The following is a 21995-nucleotide window of genomic DNA, read 5'->3' on the forward strand; positions in this document are numbered from 1 at the left end:
CTACATGTCCGCCACCGCAGGGGCCCGAACCGGCCGAGTCCGCGTCCTGATCGTCGACGACGAGCCCGGTCTCACCGACCTGCTCTGCGCCCCGCACGCGGTGGTGCTCGACGGGATGCTGCCCGACCTCGACGGACTCCAGGTGCTGCGCAGACTCCGCTACGAGATGCCGAGGCTGCCCGTCCTGATGCTCACGGCCCGCGCCGCCGTCGAACACCGTATCGACGGCCTGGAGGCCGGGGCCGACGACTATGTCACCAAGCCCTTCTTCCCGGAGGAGGTCGTGCTGCGGCCGCGCGGTCTGCTGCGCCGGGCCGGCAGCGAACAGCCCCCCGCCGGCGACTCCGTACGCGTCCTCGGTGACCTGGGGCTGAGCGGGGAGTCCCGCGAGGCGCGGCGGCCCGGCACCCCGATCAGGCTCACCGCCACGGAGTTCGACCTGCTGAGCCTGCTCCTGGACCATCCGCGCCAGGTGCTCAGCGAGGCCCAGCTCCTCGACCACGTCTGGAGCACCTCCTTCGACGGCGGCGGCAACCTGGTCGAGGTCTGCATCTCCGGCCCGCGGCGCAAGATCGACCGGGGCCGGGCGCCGATGATCCACACCGTGCGCGGCATGGGCCGTGTCGTACGGCCCGTGGAGGACGGCAGATGACCGCCCGGCTGCGGGGCGGGTCGCTGCGCACCCGCCTGCTCGTCCTCGTCACCGCCGTGCTGGTCTGCGTGTGCGCCGCCACGGCCCTGACCACCGTCCTCGTCCAGCGCGCCTACCTGATGGGCGACCTGGACGACCGGGTCGGGAACGCGGTCGAACGCAACGCGGCCGGCGCCGCCCTGCACCCGGAGCTGACCCGCGACCTGACCTTCCTGCGCGAGCGCGGCCGGCCGGCAGGCATGCTCGCCGCCCGCACCGACGCCAGGGGGGACATCCTGAGCGCGGCCGTGGTCAGCCAGGACGCGTCCCCGCAGCCGCTCACCAGCGCCCAGCGGGCCGCCCTCCAGGGCATCACCCCCGACGGCGCGCCCCGCACCCGCACGGTCCCCGGCCTCGGCACCTACCGGGTCGCCGCGCTGGACGCCGACGGCATCCGGGTCCTGACCGGCCTGCCCATGGACGACGTACGGGACATGATCGACGGCCTGGTGGAGGTCGAGACCGCGGTCGCCGCCCTCGGCCTCACCGCCGCGGGCACCGTGTGCGCGGTGGTGGTACGACGGCAGCTGCGCCCCCTCCGCAGGGTCGCCGCCACCGCCGCCGAGGTCACCCACGCGCCCCTCGGCCGGGGCCAGGTCACCGGCCTGACCCGGGTGCCCGAACGGGACACCGACCCGGGCAGCGAGGCCGGCCAGATCGGCGCCGCCCTCAACCGCATGATCGACCACGTCGAGGCGTCCCAGGCCGAAGCCAGACGGAGCGAGGAGCGGATGCGCCGGTTCCTGGCCGACGCGAGCCACGAACTGCGCACCCCGCTCGCCTCGATCGTCGGGTACGCGGAGCTGATGAACCGCGGCGCGGACCGCGTCGAGTCCGGTCTGGCCTGGCGCCGGGTCAACGCCGAGTCCGCGCGCATGCGCGGCCTGGTGGAGGACCTCCTGCTGCTGGCCCGCCTCGACGAGGGCCGCCCGCTGCGGTCCGCCGAGGTGGACCTGGCCGCGCTGGTCGCGGAGGCGGTGTGGGACGCGCGGGCGGCCGGCGCCGACCACGTCTGGCAGCTCGAACTCGCCCCGGACGGCTCGGCCCTGGTGCTGGGCGACGCGGCCCGGTTGCAGCGGGTGGTGGCGAACCTGCTGGCCAACGCACGGATCCACACCCCCGCGGGCACGACCGTGACCGCGACGGTCGAGACCACCCCCACCACCTCGGTGGTCCGGGTCCGCGACGACGGCCCCGGCATCCCGCCGGACCTGCTCCCGACCGTCTTCGAACGCTTCACCCGGGCCGACGCCTCCCGCACCCGCGCGGGTGCCCTGGAGGGCGGTTCGGGTCTGGGCCTGGCGATCGTCGCCGCGATCACGACGGCCCACGGCGGCCGCATCGACGTGCGGAGCACACCCGGCCACACGGAGTTCACCGTCGAACTCCCCGGCACCGAACCCCCGCCCGCCGACTCACCGCTGCGGGCCCGGACCGCGCCGGTCTAGGCCCTGTCGTCACATTCCCGTCGTCGCCCGGAGGGCGGCCCTGCGGCGTCAGGTGCGTGCTCTGGGGGTCCCCCCGGCCGGAGGCTGGGGGAGCGTGCATGGCGTCGCGGGGCAGGCGGGAATGTGACGACAGGGCCCAGGAACGAGGAGGGCGGTGTCAGTCGTAGGGATTGATCGACAGGCCGGACGAGCTGCAGTTGTCGAAGGTCGTGTCGCGGCAGACCGTCACCCCGAGGCTGTGGATGCCGCCCACCAGGCTGCCGGACAAGCTGCTCCAGGTGCTGGTGGTGCCGCAGCCGCTGGAGTTCCAGTGGTTCGGGAACTGGAAGCCCGGCGCGGTGACGTAGAAGTACACCGGGTGGGCGTCACAGGAGGTGTCGCTGAGCTTCACGTTGCGCAGGGTGAACGACTCGGAACCGGTCCAGTCGACGGTCAGCGAGACGGACGCGCCCGTGGTGCTGGCGCTGAGCGGCTGGTTGTCGGCGGCTTCGGCCGTGCCGGGGGTGAACCCCAGGGCGACGGCCGCGAGGCCGGCGGCGACGGCGGTGATCCCGCGCTTGTTCATGATTCCTCCCGTGTGGTCGGGCGAGGTGCCTTCCCTCGCCACGGCGTGCCGCGCCCGGTGGCCCGGTGGCCCGGCGGCAAAAGGGTGTCGGTGCCGCCCGTGCCCCCGCCAGGCGCTTTCGGTCACCTGGGAGGGCGGGACGACGGCAGCCGTCTGACCTGCGGCAGCGCGGTGCCGCCGGGATGCCGCTGGGACGCCCGGCTGTTTCCCCCGGTTCCCGAACGGCCCGCTCCGTCCACACCGTTTACACCCGCCCCCGTTCGCGCTAGCTTCACAGGACGTGGGGTGGGAGCGCTCCCACCGCGGCGGACCGGAACCCGCCGACGGGCCGGACCGCTCCCGCCCCACGTCCCTCGCGACCCGCTCCGGGCGGAACCCGGTGCCCGGGACGCGCCCAAGCACCAGGTCCGCCCGGCGCGGGCGGGCGCGCCCTCAGGCCAGCAACTCCACCTCCGCCAGGGTCGCTTCGCCGTCCAGGACGAGCCGGTAGTGCGCATAGGTCCCGGGCTTGGGGACGGTGAACGCCCTCGTCTGCAGGTCCCAGTCGAAGGACTCACCCGAACGTCGGTCCAGGGTGCGCCAGGTGGTCCCGTCCGCCGACCCCTGGAGGGTCCAGCCCGTCGGGGCCCTCGTGTGGTCCGACGGGGAGGTGAGCGTGTACTGCGCGCCCTTGACCGGCCCGGGCACCGGCAGGTCCACCGACGTCACCGTCTCCTGGGTCGCCGACGTGTTGTCGAACAGGGCGCCCTGGGGTGCGAGGACATCCGAGCGCGGTGCCGGGACCCGGTCGTCCCGGGTGATCGAGACCGGCCCGGCGTTGCGGCCCGTGCCCCAGGCCGACGGCTTCGGGCCCATCGCGAAGTCGACGACCCCGCCCCTGGCGACGAGCGAGTGCGGGAGCGAGGTCGACGTCCAGGGGCGGCCGTCGACGCGGACGCCCTGTACGTAGACGTTCGTGGCGCTGTTGCGCGGCGCGCGGATCACCAGGTCACGGCCGTTCTCCAGGTGCACCGTCGCCTTCCTGAACAGCGGGGAGCCGATGGTGTAGTCGCCGCTGCCCATGACCAGCGGGTAGAAGCCGAGGGCGGAGAAGAGGTACCAGGCCGACTGCTCGCCGTTGTCCTCGTCGCCGTGGTAGCCCTGGCCGATCTCGCTGCCCAGGTAGAGCCGGGAGAGCGCCTCCCGGACGTGGGCCTGCGCCTTCCAGGGCTCACCGGCCGCGTCGTACATGTAGATGACGTGGTGGGCGACCTGGTTGGAGTGGCCGTACATGCCCATCCGGACGTCCCGGGCCTCGGTCATCTCGTGGATGACCCCGCCGTAGGAGCCCACGAAGTCGGGAGAGGCCGTCTCCGGCGTCGCGAAGAACTCGTCGAGCTTGTCGGCCAGACCGGCCCGGCCGCCGTACAGGTTGGCGAGGCCCCGGCTGTCCTGCGGGGCGGTGAAGGCGTAGCCCCAGCCGTTGGTCTCGGTGTAGTCGTAGCCCCACACGCGCGGGTCGTACGACGACGCGTCCACCCGCCACCTGCCCTGGGCGTCCCTGCCCTGGAAGAAACCGGCCTTGGGGTCGAAGAGGTTCACGTAGTCCCGGGCGCGGTTGAGGAAGTAGTCCGACTCCTCCCGGTACCGCTTCTCGCCGGTCTTCTCGAACAGGGCCTTGCCCATCTCGGCGATGCCGTAGTCGTTGACGTATCCCTCCATCGCCCAGGACAGGCCCTCGCGGGTGTCGTCGCTGGTGTAGCCGAGGAAGGGGGAGGTCGACATGCCCTTGCGGCCGACGCCGGGGGAGGGCGGCACGACCGTCGCGTTCTTCAGCGCCGCCTCGTACGCCGCCTTCGCGTCGAAGCGCACGCCCTTGACGTAGGCGTCCGCGAACGCCACGTCCGAGGAGGTGCCGGTCATCAGGTCGGCGTACCCGGGCGAGGACCAGCGGGAGGTCCAGCCGCCGTCCTTGTACTGCTGGACGAAACCGTCGACCATCTCGCCCGCCTGAGCGGGTGTCAGCAGCGAGTACGCCGGCCACGTCGTCCGGTACGTGTCCCAGAACCCGTTGTTGACGTACACCTTGCCGTCCACGATCTTCGCGCCGGTGTGCGTGGGGGTGTCCTGGCTCGTCATCGGGGAGAACGGCGATGCGTACTGGTACGTCGAACCGACCTTCTCGAAGCCGGAGTTGGGGTACAGGTACAGCCGGTACATGCTGGAGTAGAGGGTGGTCAGCTGGTCGGCCGTGGCGCCCTCCACCTCGACCTTGCCGAGCAGCCGGTCCCAGACCCGCTGGGCGCGGGCCTTCACCGTGTCGAAGGAGGTGCCGTCCGGGATCTCCTGGCGCAGGTTGTCCTTCGCCTGGTCGACGCTGATGAGCGAGGTGGCCAGGCGGAGCGTCACGGTGCGGTCGGCGCCCGCGGCGAAGCGCAGGTAGCCCTGCACGCCGTGGGAGTCGCCGCCCGTCACCGGCCTGTCGAAGACGCCGTACACGAACAGCCGCGTCGCGCCCGTCGAAAGACCGGACTTGACGTCCGAGTAGCCGGTGACGGTCCCGTGCTCCTTGTCGAGGGTCAGGCCCGCCTGCTCGGTCACGTTGTCGAAGACCACGCTCGCGTCGTCGCCCGGGTAGGTGAAGCGCAGGGCGGCCGCGTGGTCGGTCGGCGTCATCTCGGCCTTCAGGCCGTTCTCGAACCGCACCCCGTAGTAGTACGGCCGGGCGGTCTCGTCGTCGTGCCGGAAGGCCAGTGCGCGCGCCTGGCGGCCGGTGTCCGGGGCGCCGGCCGCGGCCGAGGGCATCACCTGGAAGGTCTGCCGGTCGCCCATCCAGGGGCTCGGCTCGTGGCTGGCGCTGAACGCCTGGATCGTCGGCAGGTTGGCGTCGTTGTTCGCCCGGGAGTATTCGTACAGCCAGCTCAGCGAGGAGGCGTTGGTGACCGGCGTCCAGAAGTTGAAACCGTGCGGCAGCGCCGTCGCCGGGAAGTCGTTGCCGCGCGAGAAGCTGCCGCTGGAGTTGGTGCCGCGGGTGGTCAGCGCGTAGTCGGACAGGTGCGCCCGGGGCTTCTCGGGGGCCACCGGCTCCAGGGACACGTCGTCGATCCAGCCGCGGAACTTCGCCGGTCCCGCGGGGGAGTCGTACCCCACCAGGATCCGGTCGACCGTCCGGCCCGCCGCCACCGAACCGATCGCCGACGAGACGGCGTTCCACTGGTTGACGTAGAGCGCCTTCGACGCGCCCTGCCCGCGCGGGGTCAGCGCGAACCCGTGCTCGTCGGTCGCCCCGAGGCCGCTCAGGTAGGTGCCGTCGGTGAAGGCCAGGTCCACGGAGACGTTGGTCGCGTCGTAGTCGCGGTCGCCGTCGGCCATCGACGGGAAGATCCGGTACGACAGCCGGGTGTCGCGGCCCACCTTCACGTTCACGTCGAAGACCTTGTTGTACGAGTACGCGCGCCCGGTTCCGGTGTGCCGGCCGGCGTAGCGCAGGGCGTGGGTCCCGGTGAAGCCGGCCCGTGCCTTCGCGGTGGGGGAGCCGCTCGGGCCGTGGTCGACCAGCGAGAGCATGTCCTCGGGCACCGGGCCGCCGTTGCCGCCCGTGGAGAACTGGACGTCGGCGATCTGGAGGATGTCGGGCGCGCCGTTGTTCTTCGTGACGTCGAGCCGGAAGTGCTGGTACTCGGCGGGTGCGGCGAGGTCGTACGACCTGGTCTGGAACCGCTCGGAGAAGGATTCGTCGGTCCGGGTGTCGAGGGCCTTCCAGTCCTTGCCGTCGGTCGAGCCCTCGAGGGTCCAGTCCTTGGGGTCGCGTTCGTCGTAGTCGTTGGCCGAGGTGAGGGCGTACGTCACGAGCTTGACGGGCTTGGCGAAGTCGAACTCCACCCAGCCGGTGGGCTCGAAGGTGAGCCACTTGGTGCCCGGCTCGCCGTCGACCAGGTTCTCCTTCACCTCGCCCGCGCCGGTGTTCTCGCCGCTCGCCCGCAGGTCGGTCACGTGGTCGGTGACGTTGCCGGGGATGCCGGTGCTGTAGCCGCCGTCGACACCCGAGGCGCGCGGGGCGCCGGCCGGGTCGGTGTCCACGGTGTCCGTCCAGTCGGGTGCCGGATCGCCGGGCTCGAACGAGGACGCGAACCGGGTGGCGGCGGCCGGTGCCTTGGCGGGCAGGGCGACCGCGGCCCCCTGGGACCCCAGTGCCATGACGACGGCGGCCGTGATCACGACCGCCGTACCGGATCTGTGTCCTGTTCTTCGCTGCGTTGTCCGCTGCATCAAAACGGATACCCTCCCTGCCCCGTGAGACAACGTTGTCAGCTGGTGGCGCAGGAACCAGTAGGTGGTCAAGTGGTCCGTGATGTCAAGGGTGTTGGCTGCGGCATTCAGGGGGCTATGTCGGTTCTTTTTCCGGCAAGGCGTACCCGGATCGCTCATATTTCCGACAGGTCTCAACTAGGAAAAGACCCGCGGCCAACCCTGCACTCGATCTTGCCCCGCTGACGGAAAGTGGACTATACCTGTCGGCGTTTCCCGCACGACTTCCTGCACGACCCAGCACGACCCGACCGCGGTGCCGGGGAGGATCCGGTTCACCGCCTGAGTCCTGGAGAAGGCGAGGACTTGAGCATGGGATCCACTTCTGCAGCACACCACGGTTTTGGTGCCGCACCGAGGAACGGCGCCGAAGGGGTCGGCCGCCGCGATCTGATCAGGCGGTCCGCCGCACTCGGCCTGCTGTCCGTCCCCACCGTCGGATTCCTCTCCGCCTGCGCGAGCAGCGGCGGTGGCGGCCAGTCCAAGGACAAGACGGGCAAGAAGACGGCGAAGAACCCGCTGGGCGTCAACGAGAGCGCGCAGCTGGAATTCGTCCTCTTCGACGGCGGTTTCGGCAAGGAGTACGCCCAGGACGCGGTGAAGATCTACCAGAAGGACTTCCCGAAGGCCCACGTCAAGTTCTCCGCCACCCAGAAGATCCAGTCCACCCTCCAGCCCCGCTTCAACCAGGGCACCCCGCCGGACCTCATCGACAACTCCGGCGCCGAGCAGATGGACATGGGCGTGCTGGTCGGCAAGAACCAGCTGGCCGACCTCACCCCGCTGCTCGACGCGCCGTCGTACGACGACCCGAACAAGAAGGTCCGCGACACGCTGCGCCCCGGCATCGTCGAGATGGGCCAGTTCGACGGCGACCCGGTCTGGATCATGTACTACGCCTACACGGTCTACGGCGTCTGGTACTCCCGGAAGGCCCTGGACTCCCTCGACGCGGAGTACCCGCAGACCTGGGACCAGATGCTCGCCGTCTGCGAGAAGGCCAAGAAGAAGGGCATGGCCGGCTGGACCTACGCGGGCAAGTACCCGTACTACATCCCCTTCTCGCTGTACCCGATGATCGGCAAGGTCGGCGGCGTGGACGTCCTGAACGCGATCGACAACCTGGAGCCGAACGCCTGGAAACACCCCGCCGTCAAGGCGTGTTTCGAGGCCTACTACGAGCTCTACAAGAAGGGCTACATCCTCAAGGGCACCCCGGGACTCGACCACATCCAGTCGCAGACCGCCTGGGCGCAGGGCAAGGCACTGTTCATCCCGAACGGCTCCTGGGTGGAGAACGAGTCGGCGAACGTCATCCCCTCCGACTTCGACCTCGCCGTCTCCGCGCCCACCGGCATCGACAAGAACGACAAGATGCCGTTCGGCACCATCTGGGCCTCCGGCGGCGAGCCGTTCATCGTCCCGGCCAAGGCGAAGAACGCCGAGGGCGGCATGGAGCAGCTGCGCATCATGCTCAGCGAGGCCTCGTCCAAGAACTTCACGAGCAAGGTGAAGTCGCTGACCGCCTACAACGGCGGCACCGACGGCATCAGCCTCACCCCGGGTCTCACCTCCGGTGTCGCCGCGCTGAAGCTGGCCGGGTCGAACGTGGTGAACCCGCGGCTCCAGGACTGGTACGTGCAGCTCCAGAAGGAGAAGATCGGGGTCGCCGGCCTCGGCGAGATGATGGCCGGCCGGCTCACCCCGGCCGAGGCCGTCAAGAAGATCCAGGGCTTTGCCGACGAGGCCGCCAAGGACACCTCGATCAAGCACTACAAGCACCAGTAACCGCTGATCCCGACGGCACCGGAGTGGCGATGCAGCACGGCAAGTACCGGTTCATCGTGGGGTTTCTGGCGTTGCCCCTCGGACTGTACGCGCTCTTCGTGGTGTGGCCTTTCGTCCAGTCCATCTACTACTCGTTCACGGACTGGACCGGGCTCAGCCCCGAGCTCAAGATGGTCGGCCTGGACAATTACCAAAGGATGCTCCACGACGACATCTTCTGGAAGTCCTTGCAGCACAGCTTGATGTTCGCGGTCGTGCTGCCGCTGGTGACGATCGGCCTCGCGCTGTTCTTCGCCTTCATGATCAATGTCGGCGGCCGGAAAAGGCGCGGCGGCCCCGTCGTCTCCGGGGTCCGCGGCTCCTCCTTCTACAAGATCGTCTATTTCTTCCCGCAGGTGCTCTCCATCGCGATCGTCTCGCTGCTGTTCGCCTTCGCGTACAACCCGGACAGCGGCGCGATCAATTCACTCCTGCGCGGAATCGGTCTGGACGGTGTCCAGCCGCTGTGGCTCGGCGACCCGAGCCTCGCCCTGTGGTGCGTGATGGCCGTCCTGGTCTGGTCGACGGTCGGGTTCTTCGTGGTCCTCTTCTCGGCGGGCATGGCATCCATCCCCACCGATCTCTACGAGGCCGCCCTGCTCGACGGCGCCGGCCGCGCCACCACGTTCTTCCGCCTCACCCTGCCGCTGCTGTGGGACACCGTGCAGTCCGGCTGGGTGTACATGGGCATCCTCGCGCTCGGCGCCGAGTCGTTCGCGGTCGTGCAGATCATGACGACCGGACCGGGCGGGCCCGACTACTCGACGACCGTGTTGGTCCTGTACGTGTACCAGAAGGCGTTCCGGGACGGTCAGGCCGCCTACGCCACCACCATCGGCGTCGCCCTGCTGGTCGTCACGCTCGCCTTCGCGGCGATCGTGATGCGGCTGGGCCGTCGCGAGCGGCTGGAGTACTGAAGCGATGACGACGACCGAGACCGATGTCACCGTCACGAAGGCCGACACCCCCGAACCGGCGCCGCCCCGGGCGAAGCGCGAGGGCGGGGTCCTCAACGTCTTCTCGCACGGCATCCTGGTCATCTGGGCGGTCATGGTGGTCACGCCGCTGCTGTGGGCGGTGATGACGTCGTTCAAGGACGACAGGTCGATCTTCAGCTCGCCGTGGGCGCTGCCCGACCGGCTGCACTTCGACAACTGGTCGCGGGCGTGGACCCAGGCCAACATGAGCGACTACTTCCTGAACACCGTCCTGGTGGTGGGCGGCTCGCTCATCGGCACGCTGGTCCTCGGCTCGATGGCCGCCTATGTCCTCGCCCGCTTCGACTTCCCGGGCAACCGCTTCATCTACTACCTGTTCATCGGCGGCATGAGCTTCCCGATCATGCTGGCGCTGGTCCCGCTGTTCTACGTCGTGAACAACCTGGGCCTGCTGAACACGATCCACGGGCTGATCCTGGTCTACATCGCGTACTCGCTGCCGTTCACGGTGTTCTTCCTCACGGCCTTCTTCCGCACCCTGCCCACCTCGGTGGCCGAGGCCGCCTTCGTCGACGGCGCCTCGCACACCCGCACGTTCTTCCAGATCATGCTGCCGATGGCGAAGCCCGGCCTGATCAGTGTCGGGATCTTCAACTTCCTCGGTCAGTGGAACCAGTACATGCTCCCGACGGTCCTCAACACGGACCCGGACAAACACGTCCTCACCCAGGGCCTGGTCCAGCTGGCGGTCAGCCAGGGCTACAAGGGCGACTGGTCCGGCCTCTTCGCGGGCCTGGTGATGGCGATGCTCCCGGTGCTCGCGGCCTACATCGTCTTCCAGCGCCAGGTGGTGGCGGGACTGACGGCGGGCGCCCTGAAATAGGCCGAAGGTTCGCGACCCGAAAGGGGCGCCGGGAACTGCGCGACCAGCCACGACGTACCCGCGGGCACCCACCGGACCTGCCCCGCCACCCCCTCTCCCACCTGCTCACGAGTGGCCTAGACATGTCCATCGCATGTCCCTCGGGCGACCCCCGAACCGCCAACGATTTCTCTCAAGGACTTGACGGCGGTAACCCGTTCAGAAGAGCTTGGAGTTCATAACTTGTAAGTGGCCCGGTTCCGCAGATGTGACCTGGGCCACCTTGGCGGCATCGTGGCCGCCTCCGATGGCAGGAGTGGATGGGTCGATGGAGACTCCGGGGTCGCAGTCGTCGCTGCACCGAGCCAACCTGGAACGAGTCGTACGGGCCGTACGACTGGCCGGATCGCTCACGCAGGCGGAGATCGCGCGCACGACCGGCCTGTCGGCGGCGACGGTCTCCAACATCGTGCGCGAGCTCAAGGACGGCGGAACGGTCGAGGTCACGCCCACGTCGGCGGGCGGCCGCCGGGCCCGCAGCGTGAGTCTCAGCGGTGACGCGGGCATCGTCATAGGGATCGACTTCGGCCACACCCACCTGCGCGTCGCGATCGGCAACCTCGCCCACCAGGTGCTGGCCGAGGAGTCCGAGCCGCTCGACGTGGACGCGTCGTCCAGCCAGGGCTTCGACCGCGCCGAAGAGCTGGTCAACCGCCTGGTCTCGGCGACCGGCGTGGACCGCTCGAAGATCGCCGGAGTGGGGGTCGGCGTGCCCGGCCCGATCGACGTCGAGTCGGGCACCCTCGGCTCCAGCGCCATCCTGCCCGGCTGGATCGGCGCGAGACCCGCCGAAGAGCTCAGACTGCGGCTCGGCGTCCCCGTGCACGTGGACAACGACGCCAACCTCGGCGCCCTCGGTGAACTGGTCTGGGGCAGCGGCAAGGGCGTACGTGATCTTGCTTACATCAAGGTCGCCAGCGGTGTCGGCGCCGGTCTGGTGATCAACGGGAAGATCTACCGGGGGCCCGGCGGTACCGCCGGAGAAATCGGACATATTACACTCGACGAGGCCGGTCCGGTCTGCCGCTGCGGCAACCGCGGCTGCCTGGAGACCTTCGCGGCGGCCCGCTACGTCCTGCCGCTGCTCCAGCCCAGCCACGGCACCGACCTGACCATGGAAGGCGTCGTGCGGCTGGCCAGGGACGGCGATCCGGGCTGCCGCCGGGTGATCGGCGATGTGGGCCGCCACATCGGCAGCGGCGTGGCGAACCTCTGCAACCTGCTGAACCCGAGCCGGGTGGTCCTCGGCGGCGACCTCGCCGAGGCCGGAGAGCTGGTTCTCGGGCCCATCAGGGAGTCCGTGGGCCGCTATGCGATCCCCAGCGCGGCACGACAGCTCTCGGTGCTCCCGGGGGCCCTCGGCGGCCGCGCCGAGGTGCTCGGGGCGCTCGCTCTCGCGCTCAGCGAGATGGGCGATTCGACCCTTTTGGACGGGGCGTCACCCGCTGTTGCACCTGCCTTCACTTAGAGAACGAATGGCGCCGTTGCCATCTCGTTAAGTATTTACTTCTTGACGTCGAACTTGCGGCCGAGTTGACTTCGAGCCACCTCGGCCGCAGCGTTGCGGCCCTGTCAGGGAGGCACCCCTCAAATGAACGCAACGATGCGTAGAGTCGTCATCGGCACCGCCGCGGTTTCCATGGCGCTGTCGCTCGCCGCCTGTGGCAAGGCCGGCGATGACAAGAAGAGCGACTCGTCGAGCAGCAGCTCCTCCGGTGGGAGCAAGACCATCGGCCTGCTGCTCCCCGACAGCGTGACCGCGCGCTACGAGAAGTTCGACAAGCCGTACTTCGAGGCGCAGGTCAGCTCCCTGTGTGCCGACTGCAAGGTCGAGTACGCGAACGCTGCGGGTGACGCGGCCAAGCAGGCCCAGCAGGTCAGCAGCATGGTCACCAAGGGCGTGAAGGTCATCGTGATCTCCGCCCAGGACTCCGCGGCCATCAAGTCCTCCATCGACGCCGCCGTGGCCAAGGGCATCAAGGTCGTCGCGTACGACCGCCTCGCGCAGGGCAACGTCTCCGCCTACGTCTCCTTCGACAACGTCAAGGTCGGCCAGCTCCAGGGTCAGGCCCTGCTGGACGCCCTCGGCTCCAAGGCGACCACCAAGTCGAAGATCGTCATGATCAACGGTGACGACGCCGACCCGAACGCCGGCCAGTTCAAGAAGGGCGCGCACGAGGCCCTGGACGGCAAGGTCGACATCGCCTACGAGCAGTCCGGCCTGTGGAAGGACACCGTCGCCGCGCAGAAGGTGAAGGCGGCCATCACCCAGCTGGGCGCCAAGAACATCGCGGGCGTCTACTCCGCCAACGACGGCATGGCCGGTGGTATCGCCACCACCCTCAAGGGCGCCGGCATCAGCGGCATCCCGCTGACCGGTCAGGACGCGGAGCTCGCGGGTATCCAGCGCATCGTCGCCGGCACCCAGTCCTCCACCGTCTACAAGGCGTTCAAGCCGGAGGCCGACGCCGCCGCCACGATCGCGGTGGACCTGCTCCAGGGCAAGAGCATCTCCTCGCTCGCCACCACCACGCAGACCAGCGGCTCCGGCAACAAGGTGCCCTCCCAGCTGCTGACCCCGGTGTCGGTCACCAAGGCCAACATCAAGGACACGGTGATCAAGGACGGTCTGTACACCGTCTCCGACATCTGCACCGCCGAGTTCGCCAAGGCCTGCAAGGCCGCCGGCCTGCAGTAACCCGCCCCGGAGCCACCGGGCTCCGGCCGCCAGCGCCCGGGTGACCGCAGGACGACACCCGGGCCCCGGCCGCCCGACGAGCGATGCCCCCGCGCGAGCGGGGCGCCCCCGTCCGGCGGTCTCGCGAAACCCCTCCGACGCCCGCTCCGGCCTTCATACCCCGCTGCCGGAGCGGGCGTCGGACGGAGCCGTTGCCAAGTGCCGCGGATTCGCGCATGTTCATCTTGTAAACCACGTGCGTCCGCCCGAGGAAGCCCCGGGCTGCCGCACGTCCCTCCGCGCCTGATCAGCAAGCGCGGCATCCCCGCCGGTCAGGCGGCGAAGGAGATGGTTCACGTGTCCGCTACGCCCGTGCTGGCGTTGCGCGGAGTCTCCAAGAGGTTCGGTGCGGTCCAGGCACTCACCGACGTCGAACTGGAGGTCCACGCCGGAGAAGTGGTCGCCCTGGTGGGCGACAACGGCGCAGGAAAGTCGACCCTGGTCAAGACGATCGCGGGTGTGCACCCCATCGATGAGGGCGTCATCGAGTGGGAGGGCAACCCGGTCAGCATCAACAAGCCGCACGACGCCCAGGGGCTCGGCGTCGCGACGGTCTACCAGGACCTCGCGCTCTGCGACAACCTCGACGTCGTCGGCAACCTCTTCCTCGGCCGTGAGCTGCTGCACCGCGGCGTCATCGACGAGGTGACGATGGAGAAGCAGGCCCGCGAGCTGCTGTCCACGCTCTCCATCCGGATCCCGAGCGTGCGCATCCCGATCGCCAGCCTCTCCGGCGGTCAGCGCCAGGTCGTGGCCATCGCCCGCGCCCTGATCGGCGACCCCAAGGTCGTCATCCTCGACGAGCCCACCGCGGCCCTCGGTGTCGAGCAGACCGCGCAGGTCCTCGACCTCGTCGAGCGGCTGCGCGAGCGCAACCTCGGCGTCATCCTCATCAGCCACAACATGGCCGACGTCAAGGCGGTCGCGGACACCGTCGCCGTGCTGCGCCTGGGCAAGAACAACGGCTCCTTCCCCGTGAAGAGCACCAGCCACGAAGAGATCATCGCCGCGATCACGGGTGCCACGGACAACGCCGTGACCCGTCGTGCGGAGCGTCGCACCACGGAGGCGGCAAAGTGAGCGAGACATCCAACAAGACCGTGCAGGGCGACGAGTCGCCCAAGGTCGAGAAGAGCGCGGCCGCCGACGCCGCCGCGGCCACCGCCACGGTCGCCGCACCGGCCGAGGACCCCACGGCCGCGGGTGTCGCGGTCGTCGACCCGCGGCTGCTGGTCCGTGAAGAGGGCCTCAAGGGCTACGTCACCGAGTTCAAGCGCAAGGTGAAGGGCGGCGAGCTGGGCTCGCTGCCGGTGGTCATCGGCCTGATCATCATCTGGACGATCTTCCAGCTGAAGAACAGCCTGTTCCTCAGCGCGGACAACCTCTCCAACATCAGCTACTTCCTCTCGGCCACCGGCATGCTCGCCATCGGCCTGGTGTTCGTGCTGCTGCTCGGCGAGATCGACCTGTCCGTCGGCTCGGTCAGCGGCCTGGCCTCCACCGTGTTCGCCGTCTTCGTGGTCAACCACGGGATGAACCAGTGGCTCGCCCTGATCCTCACGATCATCACCGGTGTCGGCATCGGCGCGCTGCACGGCTGGTTCTTCGCCAGGATCGGCGTCCCCGCGTTCGTGGTCACCCTGGCCGGCTTCCTCGGCTGGAACGGTCTGATGCTGTGGCTGCTCGGCGACAGCGGCACGATCAACATCCCGGCCGACTCCGGCCCGGTGCACATCCTCGGCCAGTCGTCCTTCTTCATGGACCAGGCCATCATCGGCGCCTACCTGCTGGCCGGCCTCGGTGTCGTCCTGTCGGCCCTGGGCCAGTTCAACGAGCAGCGCCGGCGCCGGGCCGCCGGTGTGCCGTTCCGGCCCACCAGCGAGATCATCGTGCGCGTCGCCCTGCTCGCGATCGCGTCCTTCGTGGCCGCGGCCGTCCTGAACAGCGCGGCCGGTGTCTCCAACGCGCTGGTCATCTTCCTCGCCTCCCTGGTGATCGTCGACTTCGTGCTGCGTCGCACGACGTTCGGCCGCAAGGTCTTCGCGGTCGGCGGCGGCATCGAGGCGGCCCGCCGCGCGGGTATCAGCGTGCCGCTGGTCCGCATCACGGTCTTCGCGATCTCCGGTGGCTTCGCGGCGATCGGCGGCATGTTCTTCGCCGGTCAGACGGCGAGCGCGACGCTCAACGCCGGTGGCGGCAACACGCTGATGCTCGCCATCGCGGCGGCGGTCATCGGTGGTACGTCGCTGTTCGGCGGCCGGGGTTCGGTGTGGTCGGCCCTCCTGGGCATGCTGGTCATCCAGTCCATCCAGACCGGCCTCGACCTGCTCAACATGAACACGTCGATCCAGTACATGATCACCGGTGGGGTTCTGCTGGGCGCGGTCGTCATCGACTCCGTCTCCCGCAAGAGCCAGAAGGCGGCCGGACGCGGATAGCGCGTCGCGCGGTTCCTCCCCCAACCTTCGGCCGGGGGTACCCCCAGCGCCCCTGAGTGGGACAAGTGGCCCGGCACCGTTCAGGCGCCGGGCCACAGCCGTGTCTCAGGAACCCCTTCGATGGGTACTGCCGTTCGCGTGACGTATGACGTACAGCCCGCGCGTCGGCCGCCCGGGCGGAACATTAGACTCGACGAGCCCGGCAACAGCTCGATCAGCTCTACTGCAAGGAGGCACGGGTGCCGCTGCTGACCCGTATCAGGGGACCGCGCGATCTGGACCGGCTCAGCACCGAGGAGCTGGTCCAGCTGGCGGAGGAGATCCGGAGCTTCCTCGTGGACGCGGTCTCCAAGACCGGCGGACACCTCGGTCCGAACCTGGGCGTGGTCGAGCTCACCATCGCCCTGCACCGCGTCTTCGAGTCGCCGAAGGACAAGGTGCTCTGGGACACCGGCCACCAGTCCTACGTGCACAAGCTGCTCACCGGCCGCCAGGACTTCTCCAGGCTCAAGCAGAAGGGCGGCCTGTCCGGCTACCCCTCGCAGGCCGAGTCCGAGCACGACGTCATCGAGAACAGCCACGCCTCCACGGTGCTCGGCTGGGCCGACGGCATCGCCAAGGGCAACCAGCTGCTCGAACGCGACAGCCACGTGGTCGCCGTGATCGGTGACGGCGCCCTCACCGGCGGTATGGCCTGGGAGGCGCTGAACAACATCGCCGACGCCAAGGACCGCCCGCTGGTCATCGTCGTCAACGACAACGAGCGCTCGTACGCCCCGACCATCGGCGGCCTCGCCAACCACCTGGCCACCCTGCGCACCACCGACGGCTACGAGCGCTTCCTGGCCCGCGGCAAGGACCTCCTGGAGCGCACCCCGGTCGTCGGCAGGCCGCTCTACGACACCCTGCACGGCGCCAAGAAGGGGCTCAAGGACTTCATCGCCCCGCAGGGCATGTTCGAAGACCTCGGCCTGAAGTACGTCGGCCCCATCGACGGCCACGACATCGAGGCCCTGGAGTCGGCCCTGGCCCGTGCCAAGCGGTTCGGCGGCCCGGTGATCGTGCACTGCCTCACCGAGAAGGGGCGCGGCTACCAGCCCGCCCTCCAGGACGAGGCCGACCGCTTCCACGGCATCGGCCCCATCCACCCCGACACCGGCCTGCCGGTCAAGGCCTCCGGCGCCGACTGGACCTCCGTCTTCGGCGACGAGATGGTCGAACTCGGCAAGGAACGCGCCGACATCGTCGCGATCACGGCGGCCATGCTCCAGCCGGTCGGCCTGAAGAAGTTCGCGGACACCTTCCCGGAGCGGATCTACGACGTCGGCATCGCGGAACAGCACGGCGCCGTCTCCGCCGCCGGCCTCGCCACCGCGGGCCTGCACCCGGTCTTCGCCGTGTACGCCACCTTCCTCAACCGCGCCTTCGACCAGGTCCTGATGGACGTGGCCCTGCACCGCTGCGGGGTGACCTTCGTCCTGGACCGGGCCGGCGTCACCGGCACCGACGGCGCCTCCCACAACGGCATGTGGGACATGTCGATCCTCCAGGTCGTCCCCGGCCTCAGGCTCGCCGCCCCGCGCGACGCCGACCAGGTCCGCGCCCAGCTGCGCGAGGCCGTCGAGGTCGACGACGCCCCGACCGTCGTCCGCTTCTCCAAGGGCGCCGTCGGCCCCGCCGTACCCGCCGTGGGCAAGGTGGGCGGCATGGACGTGCTGCGCGAGCCGGGCACCGACACCCCGGACGTCCTCCTGGTCTCCGTGGGCGCCCTCGCGCCGATGTGCCTGGAGATCGCCGGCCTCCTCGACAAGCAGGGCATCTCCACCACGGTGGTGGACCCCCGCTGGGTGAAGCCGGTGGACGAGGCGATGGCCCCGCTGGCCGAGCGGCACCGGGTGGTCGTCACCGTGGAGGACAACGTCCGCGTCGGCGGCGTCGGCTCCAGCATCGCCCAGGCCCTGCGGGACGCGGGCGTGGACGTCCCGCTCCGCGACTTCGGCATCCCGCCCCGCTTCCTGGACCACGCCTCCCGCCCCGAGATCATGGCGGAGATCGGCCTGACGGCCCCCGACATCGCCCGCCAGGTCACGGGCCTGGTGGCGAAGCTGGACGGCCAGCCGACGGACGTCGGTTCGGTGGAGCCCGCAAGAGACTAGGGTGAAACGCCCCTGAAAGGGCGCGAGGAACTGCGCGACCGGCCCCCACCGGCCCGCACCCCCAGCGCTGTCCCGCACCACCCCGATGGGCCGGTCTCACCTCTCCGGTGGCGAGACCGGCCCATCTGCGTGAACCTTCCCTTGCCGGGCATACGCGTCTCCGGCCCTCTCGATCATGTCGAGGACGACAAACGTGGGAGGTAGGCACGTGAGCAGTACCCTCTTCAGGACCAAGAACGTCGAGCAGTCCATCAAGGACACCGAGGAACCGGAGCACGCGCTCAAGAAGTCGCTCTCGGCCCTGGACCTCACGGTCTTCGGCGTGGGTGTCATCATCGGCACCGGCATCTTCGTCCTGACCGGCACCGCCGCCAGGAACAACGCGGGGCCCGCGGTCGCCCTGTCCTTCGTGGTGGCCGGCGTCGTCTGCGGCCTGGCCGCGCTCTGCTACGCGGAGTTCGCCTCCACCGTCCCGGTGGCCGGCTCCGCGTACACCTTCTCCTACGCCTCGCTCGGCGAGTTCCCCGCCTGGATCATCGGCTGGGACCTGGTGCTTGAACTGGCGCTGGGCACCGCGGTGGTCGCCGTCGGCTGGTCGGGGTACATCCACTCGCTGCTGGACAACGCCGGCTGGCATCTGCCGGCGTACCTCAGCGGCAGGGACGGCGCCCACGGCTTCGGCTTCGACATCCTCGCCGCCGCCCTCGTCCTCGTCCTCACCGCGATCCTCGTCATCGGCATGAAGCTCTCCGCCCGGGTCACCTCCGTCGTCGTCGCCATCAAGGTCGCCGTCGTCCTGGTCGTCATCATCGCGGGCGCCTTCTTCATCCACAGCGGCAACTACAGCCCCTTCATCCCGCCGAAGCAGCCCGTGCCGGCCGGCGGCAACCTCAAGGCGCCGCTGATCCAGCTGATGATCGGCTGGGCGCCGTCCAACTTCGGTGTGATGGGCATCTTCACCGCCGCGTCCGTCGTCTTCTTCGCCTTCATCGGCTTCGACGTCGTGGCCACCGCCGCCGAGGAGACCCGCCACCCGCAGCGCGACGTGCCACGCGGCATCATCGGCTCCCTCATCATCTGCACCGCGCTGTACGTGGCCGTGGCCGTCGTGGTCACCGGCATGCAGAAGTACACCGAGTTGTCCGTGGACGCCCCGCTCGCCGACGCGTTCAAGGCCACCGGGCACCCCTGGTTCGCCGGTCTGATCAGTTTCGGCGCCGCAGTCGGCCTCACCACCGTGTGCATGATCCTGCTGCTCGGCCAGTCCCGGGTGTTCTTCGCGATGAGCCGGGACGGGCTGCTGCCCCGGTTCTTCTCGCACACCCACCCGAAATTCCGCACCCCCTACCGGCCGACCATCCTGCTGGGCGTCATCATCGCGATCGTGGCCGGCTTCACCAGTCTCAGCGAACTCGCGGAACTCGTGAACATCGGCACCCTCTTCGCGTTCATCGTCGTCGCGATCAGCGTGATCATCCTGCGCAACACCCGCCCCGACCTGGAGCGGTCCTTCCGCACCCCGTGGGTGCCGGTGCTGCCGATCCTGTCCGTGCTGGCCTCGCTGTGGCTGATGCTCAACCTGCCCGCCGAGACCTGGCTGCGGTTCGCCGTCTGGATGGTCATCGGCTTCGTCGTCTACTTCTTCTACGGCCGCACGCACAGCCGCCTCGCCGGGCCGCAGCGCACCCCGGCGGACGCTCCGTAATCATCAGGCTCACCGCTCCGGCCCCGTATGTCCCGTCCTGACGGGACCCCGGGGCGGATAGCGTGCACTCCATGCTCGCCGCGCCCCTCGCTCAGCCACGGTCCGTAGTCGTACGTAAGGGGTACTGGACCCGGCTGCTGCCGTCGCTCGCCGTGCTGGCCTGCGTGACCAGGGTGCCGTCCTTCGTCCGGCCGCTGTGGAACCCCGACGAGGGCTACCTCGCCGTACAGGCGGGGATGCTGGCGCGGGGCGGGCAGCTGTACCAGACGGTCGTGGACCGCAAGCCACCCCTGCTGCCCTGGCTGTACGAAGGGGTGTTCGCGGTCTTCGGGTCCGGCTCGCTCGCCCCGGTCCGGGTCCTCGCCGTACTCGCGCAGCTGACCACCGCCGTGCTCCTCGCCTCGCTCGCCCGGCGCCGCTGGGGCGACCGCGCGGGTCGTACCGCCGGGGTGCTGTACCTGCTGGTCTCCGTGGGGCTCAACCCCGAGGACGCCCAGGCGGCCACCTTCGAGGTGTTCATGCTGCCCTGCACGGCGGCCGCGATGTGGTGCGCCGACCGTCGCCGCTGGGCCGCCGCCGGGGTGGCCGTCGCGTGCGCGGTCCTCACCAAGCAGACCGGCGGCGCGGTCCTGCTGCCGGTGGTGTGGCTCCTGCACCGGTACGGCGACGCGCGCGCGGCCACGCTGCGCCTGGCGGCCGGCGCGGTCCTGCCGGTGCTGGGCGCGGCCCTGGTCACCGACCCGGCCGGCTTCGCCTTCTGGACGGTCACCGGATCCGGCGCCTACGCCTCCTTCACCGGTTCCGAACTCCACGTGCTGGGACGGGCACTGACCAACACCGCGATCCTCACCGCGGCCTGTGCCGGCCTGCTGCCGCCGGTCGTACGGGCCCTGCGCGTCGCCCGGACCGGGGCCGCCGACCTGTGGCTGTGGCTGGCCGCGTCGGCGGCCGCCGTCACCCTCGGGTTCCACTTCTTCGGCCACTACTTCCTGCAACTCATCCCGCCTCTGGCGCTGTTGGCCACCGCCGCGCTCCAGGTCCTGCCGCGGGACCGGGTCACGGCCGCCGTCCTCACGTCCTGCTGCGCCTGCGCCCTGTTCCTGACCTGGGGACTGTGCGCCCCGCGCACCGAACTCGCCCACGCCCAGCGGCTGGCGCTCGCCCTGGACCGCCGCAGCGCGCCCGGTGACAGGGTCCTGGTCTGGGGCATACACCCGGAGACGTACTGGCTCGCCGGCCGCGCCCCCGCCACCCGCTACCTGACCGCGGGCCTCCTCACCAACTTCAGCGGCGGCCGGGACGGACCGCAGGTCGGCGAGAAGTACGCCGTGGCCGGCACCTGGCCGGTCTTCCGGGCGGAACTGGCCGCCCGCCCGCCGACCCTGGTGATCGACGACTCCCGGGGCAAGCCGTACGCCCCCGACCGCGTCCCGAGCCTGCACCGCCTGCTCACGGCCGACTACGAACAGGCAGGCGAGGTGGACGGAGCGCTGCTGTACGTCAGAGCACCGGGGGAGTAGTGACGGGGCTCGCGAGGAGTGGCTGCCCCGGTCGGCGGCGCCGGGCGCTCCGTCGGGCGCGGGAGGCCCGGCGGAGAGCAGCGGCCCCGGCCGGTGGCACCGGGCGCCAAGTCGGGGCGCGGGGCTCAGCGGAGCGTAGCGGCGCGGGCATTCGGCCCGCTGCGAGAGGGCCGTGGGCGCGGCCTCGGCGGTCGGTATCGGCGGCGGCACCGCTGCCGCCGATACCGACCGAGCTGGTCGGGGGATCACCGGGGGCCCCGGGCGCCGGCGATCGCAGGGCCTCGGGTTCCGGGCGGTGGAGCACCGCGCTCAGCCTGCGGCCGTGGCGCCGGGGGCCCGGTCCGGCTCCGGGCCGCCGGTGTTCGTCCCGGTCACTGCAGGAGGGCGCTGGGTCCGATCACTTCCGCTCCCAACTCCGTGACCCGGCGCCGTAGTTCACGGTCGGCGGTGATGACGAGGCGAGGGCGGCCGGGCTCCTCGGCGGCCAGTTCCACGATCCGGTCGTCTCCGCTGCCCGGCGCCGACTCCACCCGTACCCCGGGCACCGACGCCACCCCACGGGCCGCGCCCTCCACGACGAGCACCAGCTCCACCGGGGTCGGACGGCCCGGCAACCCCCGTTCGGCGAGCCGGTCCCGCAGCCGCTCGGCGGCGCCCCTGCGGTCCCGCCACCAGCCGTCCGGCCGCGACCCGACGACGTTCGCGCCGTCGACGATCACCAGCAGCGGAGCTTCTTCATCCATGCCCCAAGCCTCGCACGC

Annotated in this window: 15 protein-coding genes; 12 read left to right on the top strand and 3 right to left on the bottom strand. The window is 70.2% G+C overall.

The genetic code is table 11. From position 1 onward, the window contains the following. The first annotated feature begins 4 nt into the window (after positions 1-4). Together ACZ3KP_RS11580 and ACZ3KP_RS11585 are read left to right on the top strand one after the other, a co-directional pair. The gene (locus ACZ3KP_RS11580; RefSeq protein ID WP_467498496.1) at positions 5-652 is read left to right on the top strand and encodes a response regulator transcription factor; all 648 of its coding nucleotides are present in this window, start codon (positions 5-7) and stop codon (positions 650-652) included. Then, positions 649-2139 (top strand): sensor histidine kinase, encoded by a 1491-nt coding sequence (locus tag ACZ3KP_RS11585; RefSeq protein ID WP_467498498.1) that lies wholly within the window; start codon positions 649-651, stop codon positions 2137-2139. Before ACZ3KP_RS11580 ends, ACZ3KP_RS11585 begins: the two co-directional genes overlap by 4 nt. Before the next feature lie 157 nt (positions 2140-2296). Here ACZ3KP_RS11585 and ACZ3KP_RS11590 read toward each other — a convergent pair whose 3' ends face one another. Together ACZ3KP_RS11590 and ACZ3KP_RS11595 are read right to left on the bottom strand one after the other, a co-directional pair. Next, positions 2297-2704 carry a hypothetical protein gene (locus ACZ3KP_RS11590; RefSeq protein WP_360560679.1) on the bottom strand — a complete coding sequence of 136 codons (408 nt, stop codon included), beginning with the start codon at positions 2702-2704 and terminating at the stop codon, positions 2297-2299. 432 nt (positions 2705-3136) lie between these two features. Then, positions 3137-6880: a GH92 family glycosyl hydrolase gene (locus tag ACZ3KP_RS11595; protein WP_467499233.1), complete on the bottom strand. Its 3744-nt coding sequence runs from the start codon at positions 6878-6880 to the stop codon at positions 3137-3139. Positions 6881-7303: 423 nt separating this feature from the next. On the opposite strand from ACZ3KP_RS11595, the gene ngcE reads away from it, so the two are divergent. The 10 genes from ngcE (at position 7304) to ACZ3KP_RS11645 (ending at position 21234) form a co-directional block, all read left to right on the top strand. Continuing rightward, entirely contained in the window at positions 7304-8779 is a 1476-nt protein-coding gene (gene ngcE, locus ACZ3KP_RS11600; protein ID WP_467498500.1) for an N-acetylglucosamine/diacetylchitobiose ABC transporter substrate-binding protein, read from the top strand. A gap of 29 nt (positions 8780-8808) precedes the next feature. Continuing rightward, entirely contained in the window at positions 8809-9735 is a 927-nt protein-coding gene (locus tag ACZ3KP_RS11605) for a carbohydrate ABC transporter permease (RefSeq protein ID WP_467498502.1), read from the top strand. Positions 9736-9739: 4 nt separating this feature from the next. Continuing rightward, a complete protein-coding gene (locus ACZ3KP_RS11610; RefSeq protein WP_360560674.1) occupies positions 9740-10639 on the top strand; it encodes a carbohydrate ABC transporter permease in 900 nt (299 codons plus the stop codon). A gap of 307 nt (positions 10640-10946) precedes the next feature. Then, a complete protein-coding gene (locus tag ACZ3KP_RS11615; RefSeq protein WP_358977733.1) occupies positions 10947-12146 on the top strand; it encodes an ROK family transcriptional regulator in 1200 nt (399 codons plus the stop codon). 135 nt (positions 12147-12281) lie between these two features. Further along, entirely contained in the window at positions 12282-13376 is a 1095-nt protein-coding gene (locus ACZ3KP_RS11620) for a substrate-binding domain-containing protein (protein WP_132890188.1), read from the top strand. Between the two features lie 327 nt (positions 13377-13703). Beyond that, positions 13704-14495, top strand: coding sequence for an ATP-binding cassette domain-containing protein (locus ACZ3KP_RS11625; RefSeq protein ID WP_358977729.1), 792 nt, complete (start codon positions 13704-13706; stop codon positions 14493-14495). Continuing rightward, a complete protein-coding gene (locus ACZ3KP_RS11630) occupies positions 14492-15853 on the top strand; it encodes a sugar ABC transporter permease (protein WP_467498506.1) in 1362 nt (453 codons plus the stop codon). The genes ACZ3KP_RS11625 and ACZ3KP_RS11630 overlap by 4 nt, the downstream gene beginning before the upstream one ends. 239 nt (positions 15854-16092) lie before the next feature. Next, positions 16093-18009 carry a 1-deoxy-D-xylulose-5-phosphate synthase gene (dxs, locus tag ACZ3KP_RS11635; RefSeq protein WP_467498508.1) on the top strand — a complete coding sequence of 639 codons (1917 nt, stop codon included), beginning with the start codon at positions 16093-16095 and terminating at the stop codon, positions 18007-18009. A 208-nt stretch (positions 18010-18217) separates the two neighbouring features. Next, complete coding sequence (locus ACZ3KP_RS11640) at positions 18218-19714, top strand: amino acid permease (RefSeq protein WP_358977723.1); 1497 nt, start codon at positions 18218-18220, stop codon at positions 19712-19714. 71 nt (positions 19715-19785) lie between these two features. After that, positions 19786-21234: an ArnT family glycosyltransferase gene (locus ACZ3KP_RS11645; RefSeq protein WP_467498511.1), complete on the top strand. Its 1449-nt coding sequence runs from the start codon at positions 19786-19788 to the stop codon at positions 21232-21234. 371 nt (positions 21235-21605) lie between these two features. Here ACZ3KP_RS11645 and ACZ3KP_RS11650 read toward each other — a convergent pair whose 3' ends face one another. Continuing rightward, positions 21606-21977 (bottom strand): PIN domain-containing protein, encoded by a 372-nt coding sequence (locus ACZ3KP_RS11650; RefSeq protein ID WP_358987320.1) that lies wholly within the window; start codon positions 21975-21977, stop codon positions 21606-21608. Positions 21978-21995: the final 18 nt, after the last annotated feature.

This window comes from Streptomyces sp. NPDC020958, assembly GCF_055562175.1.

Bases quoted from the DNA above. Each gene is read 5' to 3' on its own strand.
- ACZ3KP_RS11580 (WP_467498496.1), top strand. From the start codon at position 5: ATGTCCGCCACCGCAGGGGCCCGAACCGGCCGAGTCCGCGTCCTGATC.
- ACZ3KP_RS11585 (WP_467498498.1), top strand. From the start codon at position 649: ATGACCGCCCGGCTGCGGGGCGGGTCGCTGCGCACCCGCCTGCTCGTC.
- ACZ3KP_RS11590 (WP_360560679.1), bottom strand. From the start codon at position 2,704: ATGAACAAGCGCGGGATCACCGCCGTCGCCGCCGGCCTCGCGGCCGTC.
- ACZ3KP_RS11595 (WP_467499233.1), bottom strand. From the start codon at position 6,880: ATGGCACTGGGGTCCCAGGGGGCCGCGGTCGCCCTGCCCGCCAAGGCA.
- ngcE (WP_467498500.1), top strand. From the start codon at position 7,304: ATGGGATCCACTTCTGCAGCACACCACGGTTTTGGTGCCGCACCGAGG.
- ACZ3KP_RS11605 (WP_467498502.1), top strand. From the start codon at position 8,809: ATGCAGCACGGCAAGTACCGGTTCATCGTGGGGTTTCTGGCGTTGCCC.
- ACZ3KP_RS11610 (WP_360560674.1), top strand. From the start codon at position 9,740: ATGACGACGACCGAGACCGATGTCACCGTCACGAAGGCCGACACCCCC.
- ACZ3KP_RS11615 (WP_358977733.1), top strand. From the start codon at position 10,947: ATGGAGACTCCGGGGTCGCAGTCGTCGCTGCACCGAGCCAACCTGGAA.
- ACZ3KP_RS11620 (WP_132890188.1), top strand. From the start codon at position 12,282: ATGCGTAGAGTCGTCATCGGCACCGCCGCGGTTTCCATGGCGCTGTCG.
- ACZ3KP_RS11625 (WP_358977729.1), top strand. From the start codon at position 13,704: ATGGTTCACGTGTCCGCTACGCCCGTGCTGGCGTTGCGCGGAGTCTCC.
- ACZ3KP_RS11645 (WP_467498511.1), top strand. From the start codon at position 19,786: ATGCTCGCCGCGCCCCTCGCTCAGCCACGGTCCGTAGTCGTACGTAAG.
- ACZ3KP_RS11650 (WP_358987320.1), bottom strand. From the start codon at position 21,977: ATGGATGAAGAAGCTCCGCTGCTGGTGATCGTCGACGGCGCGAACGTC.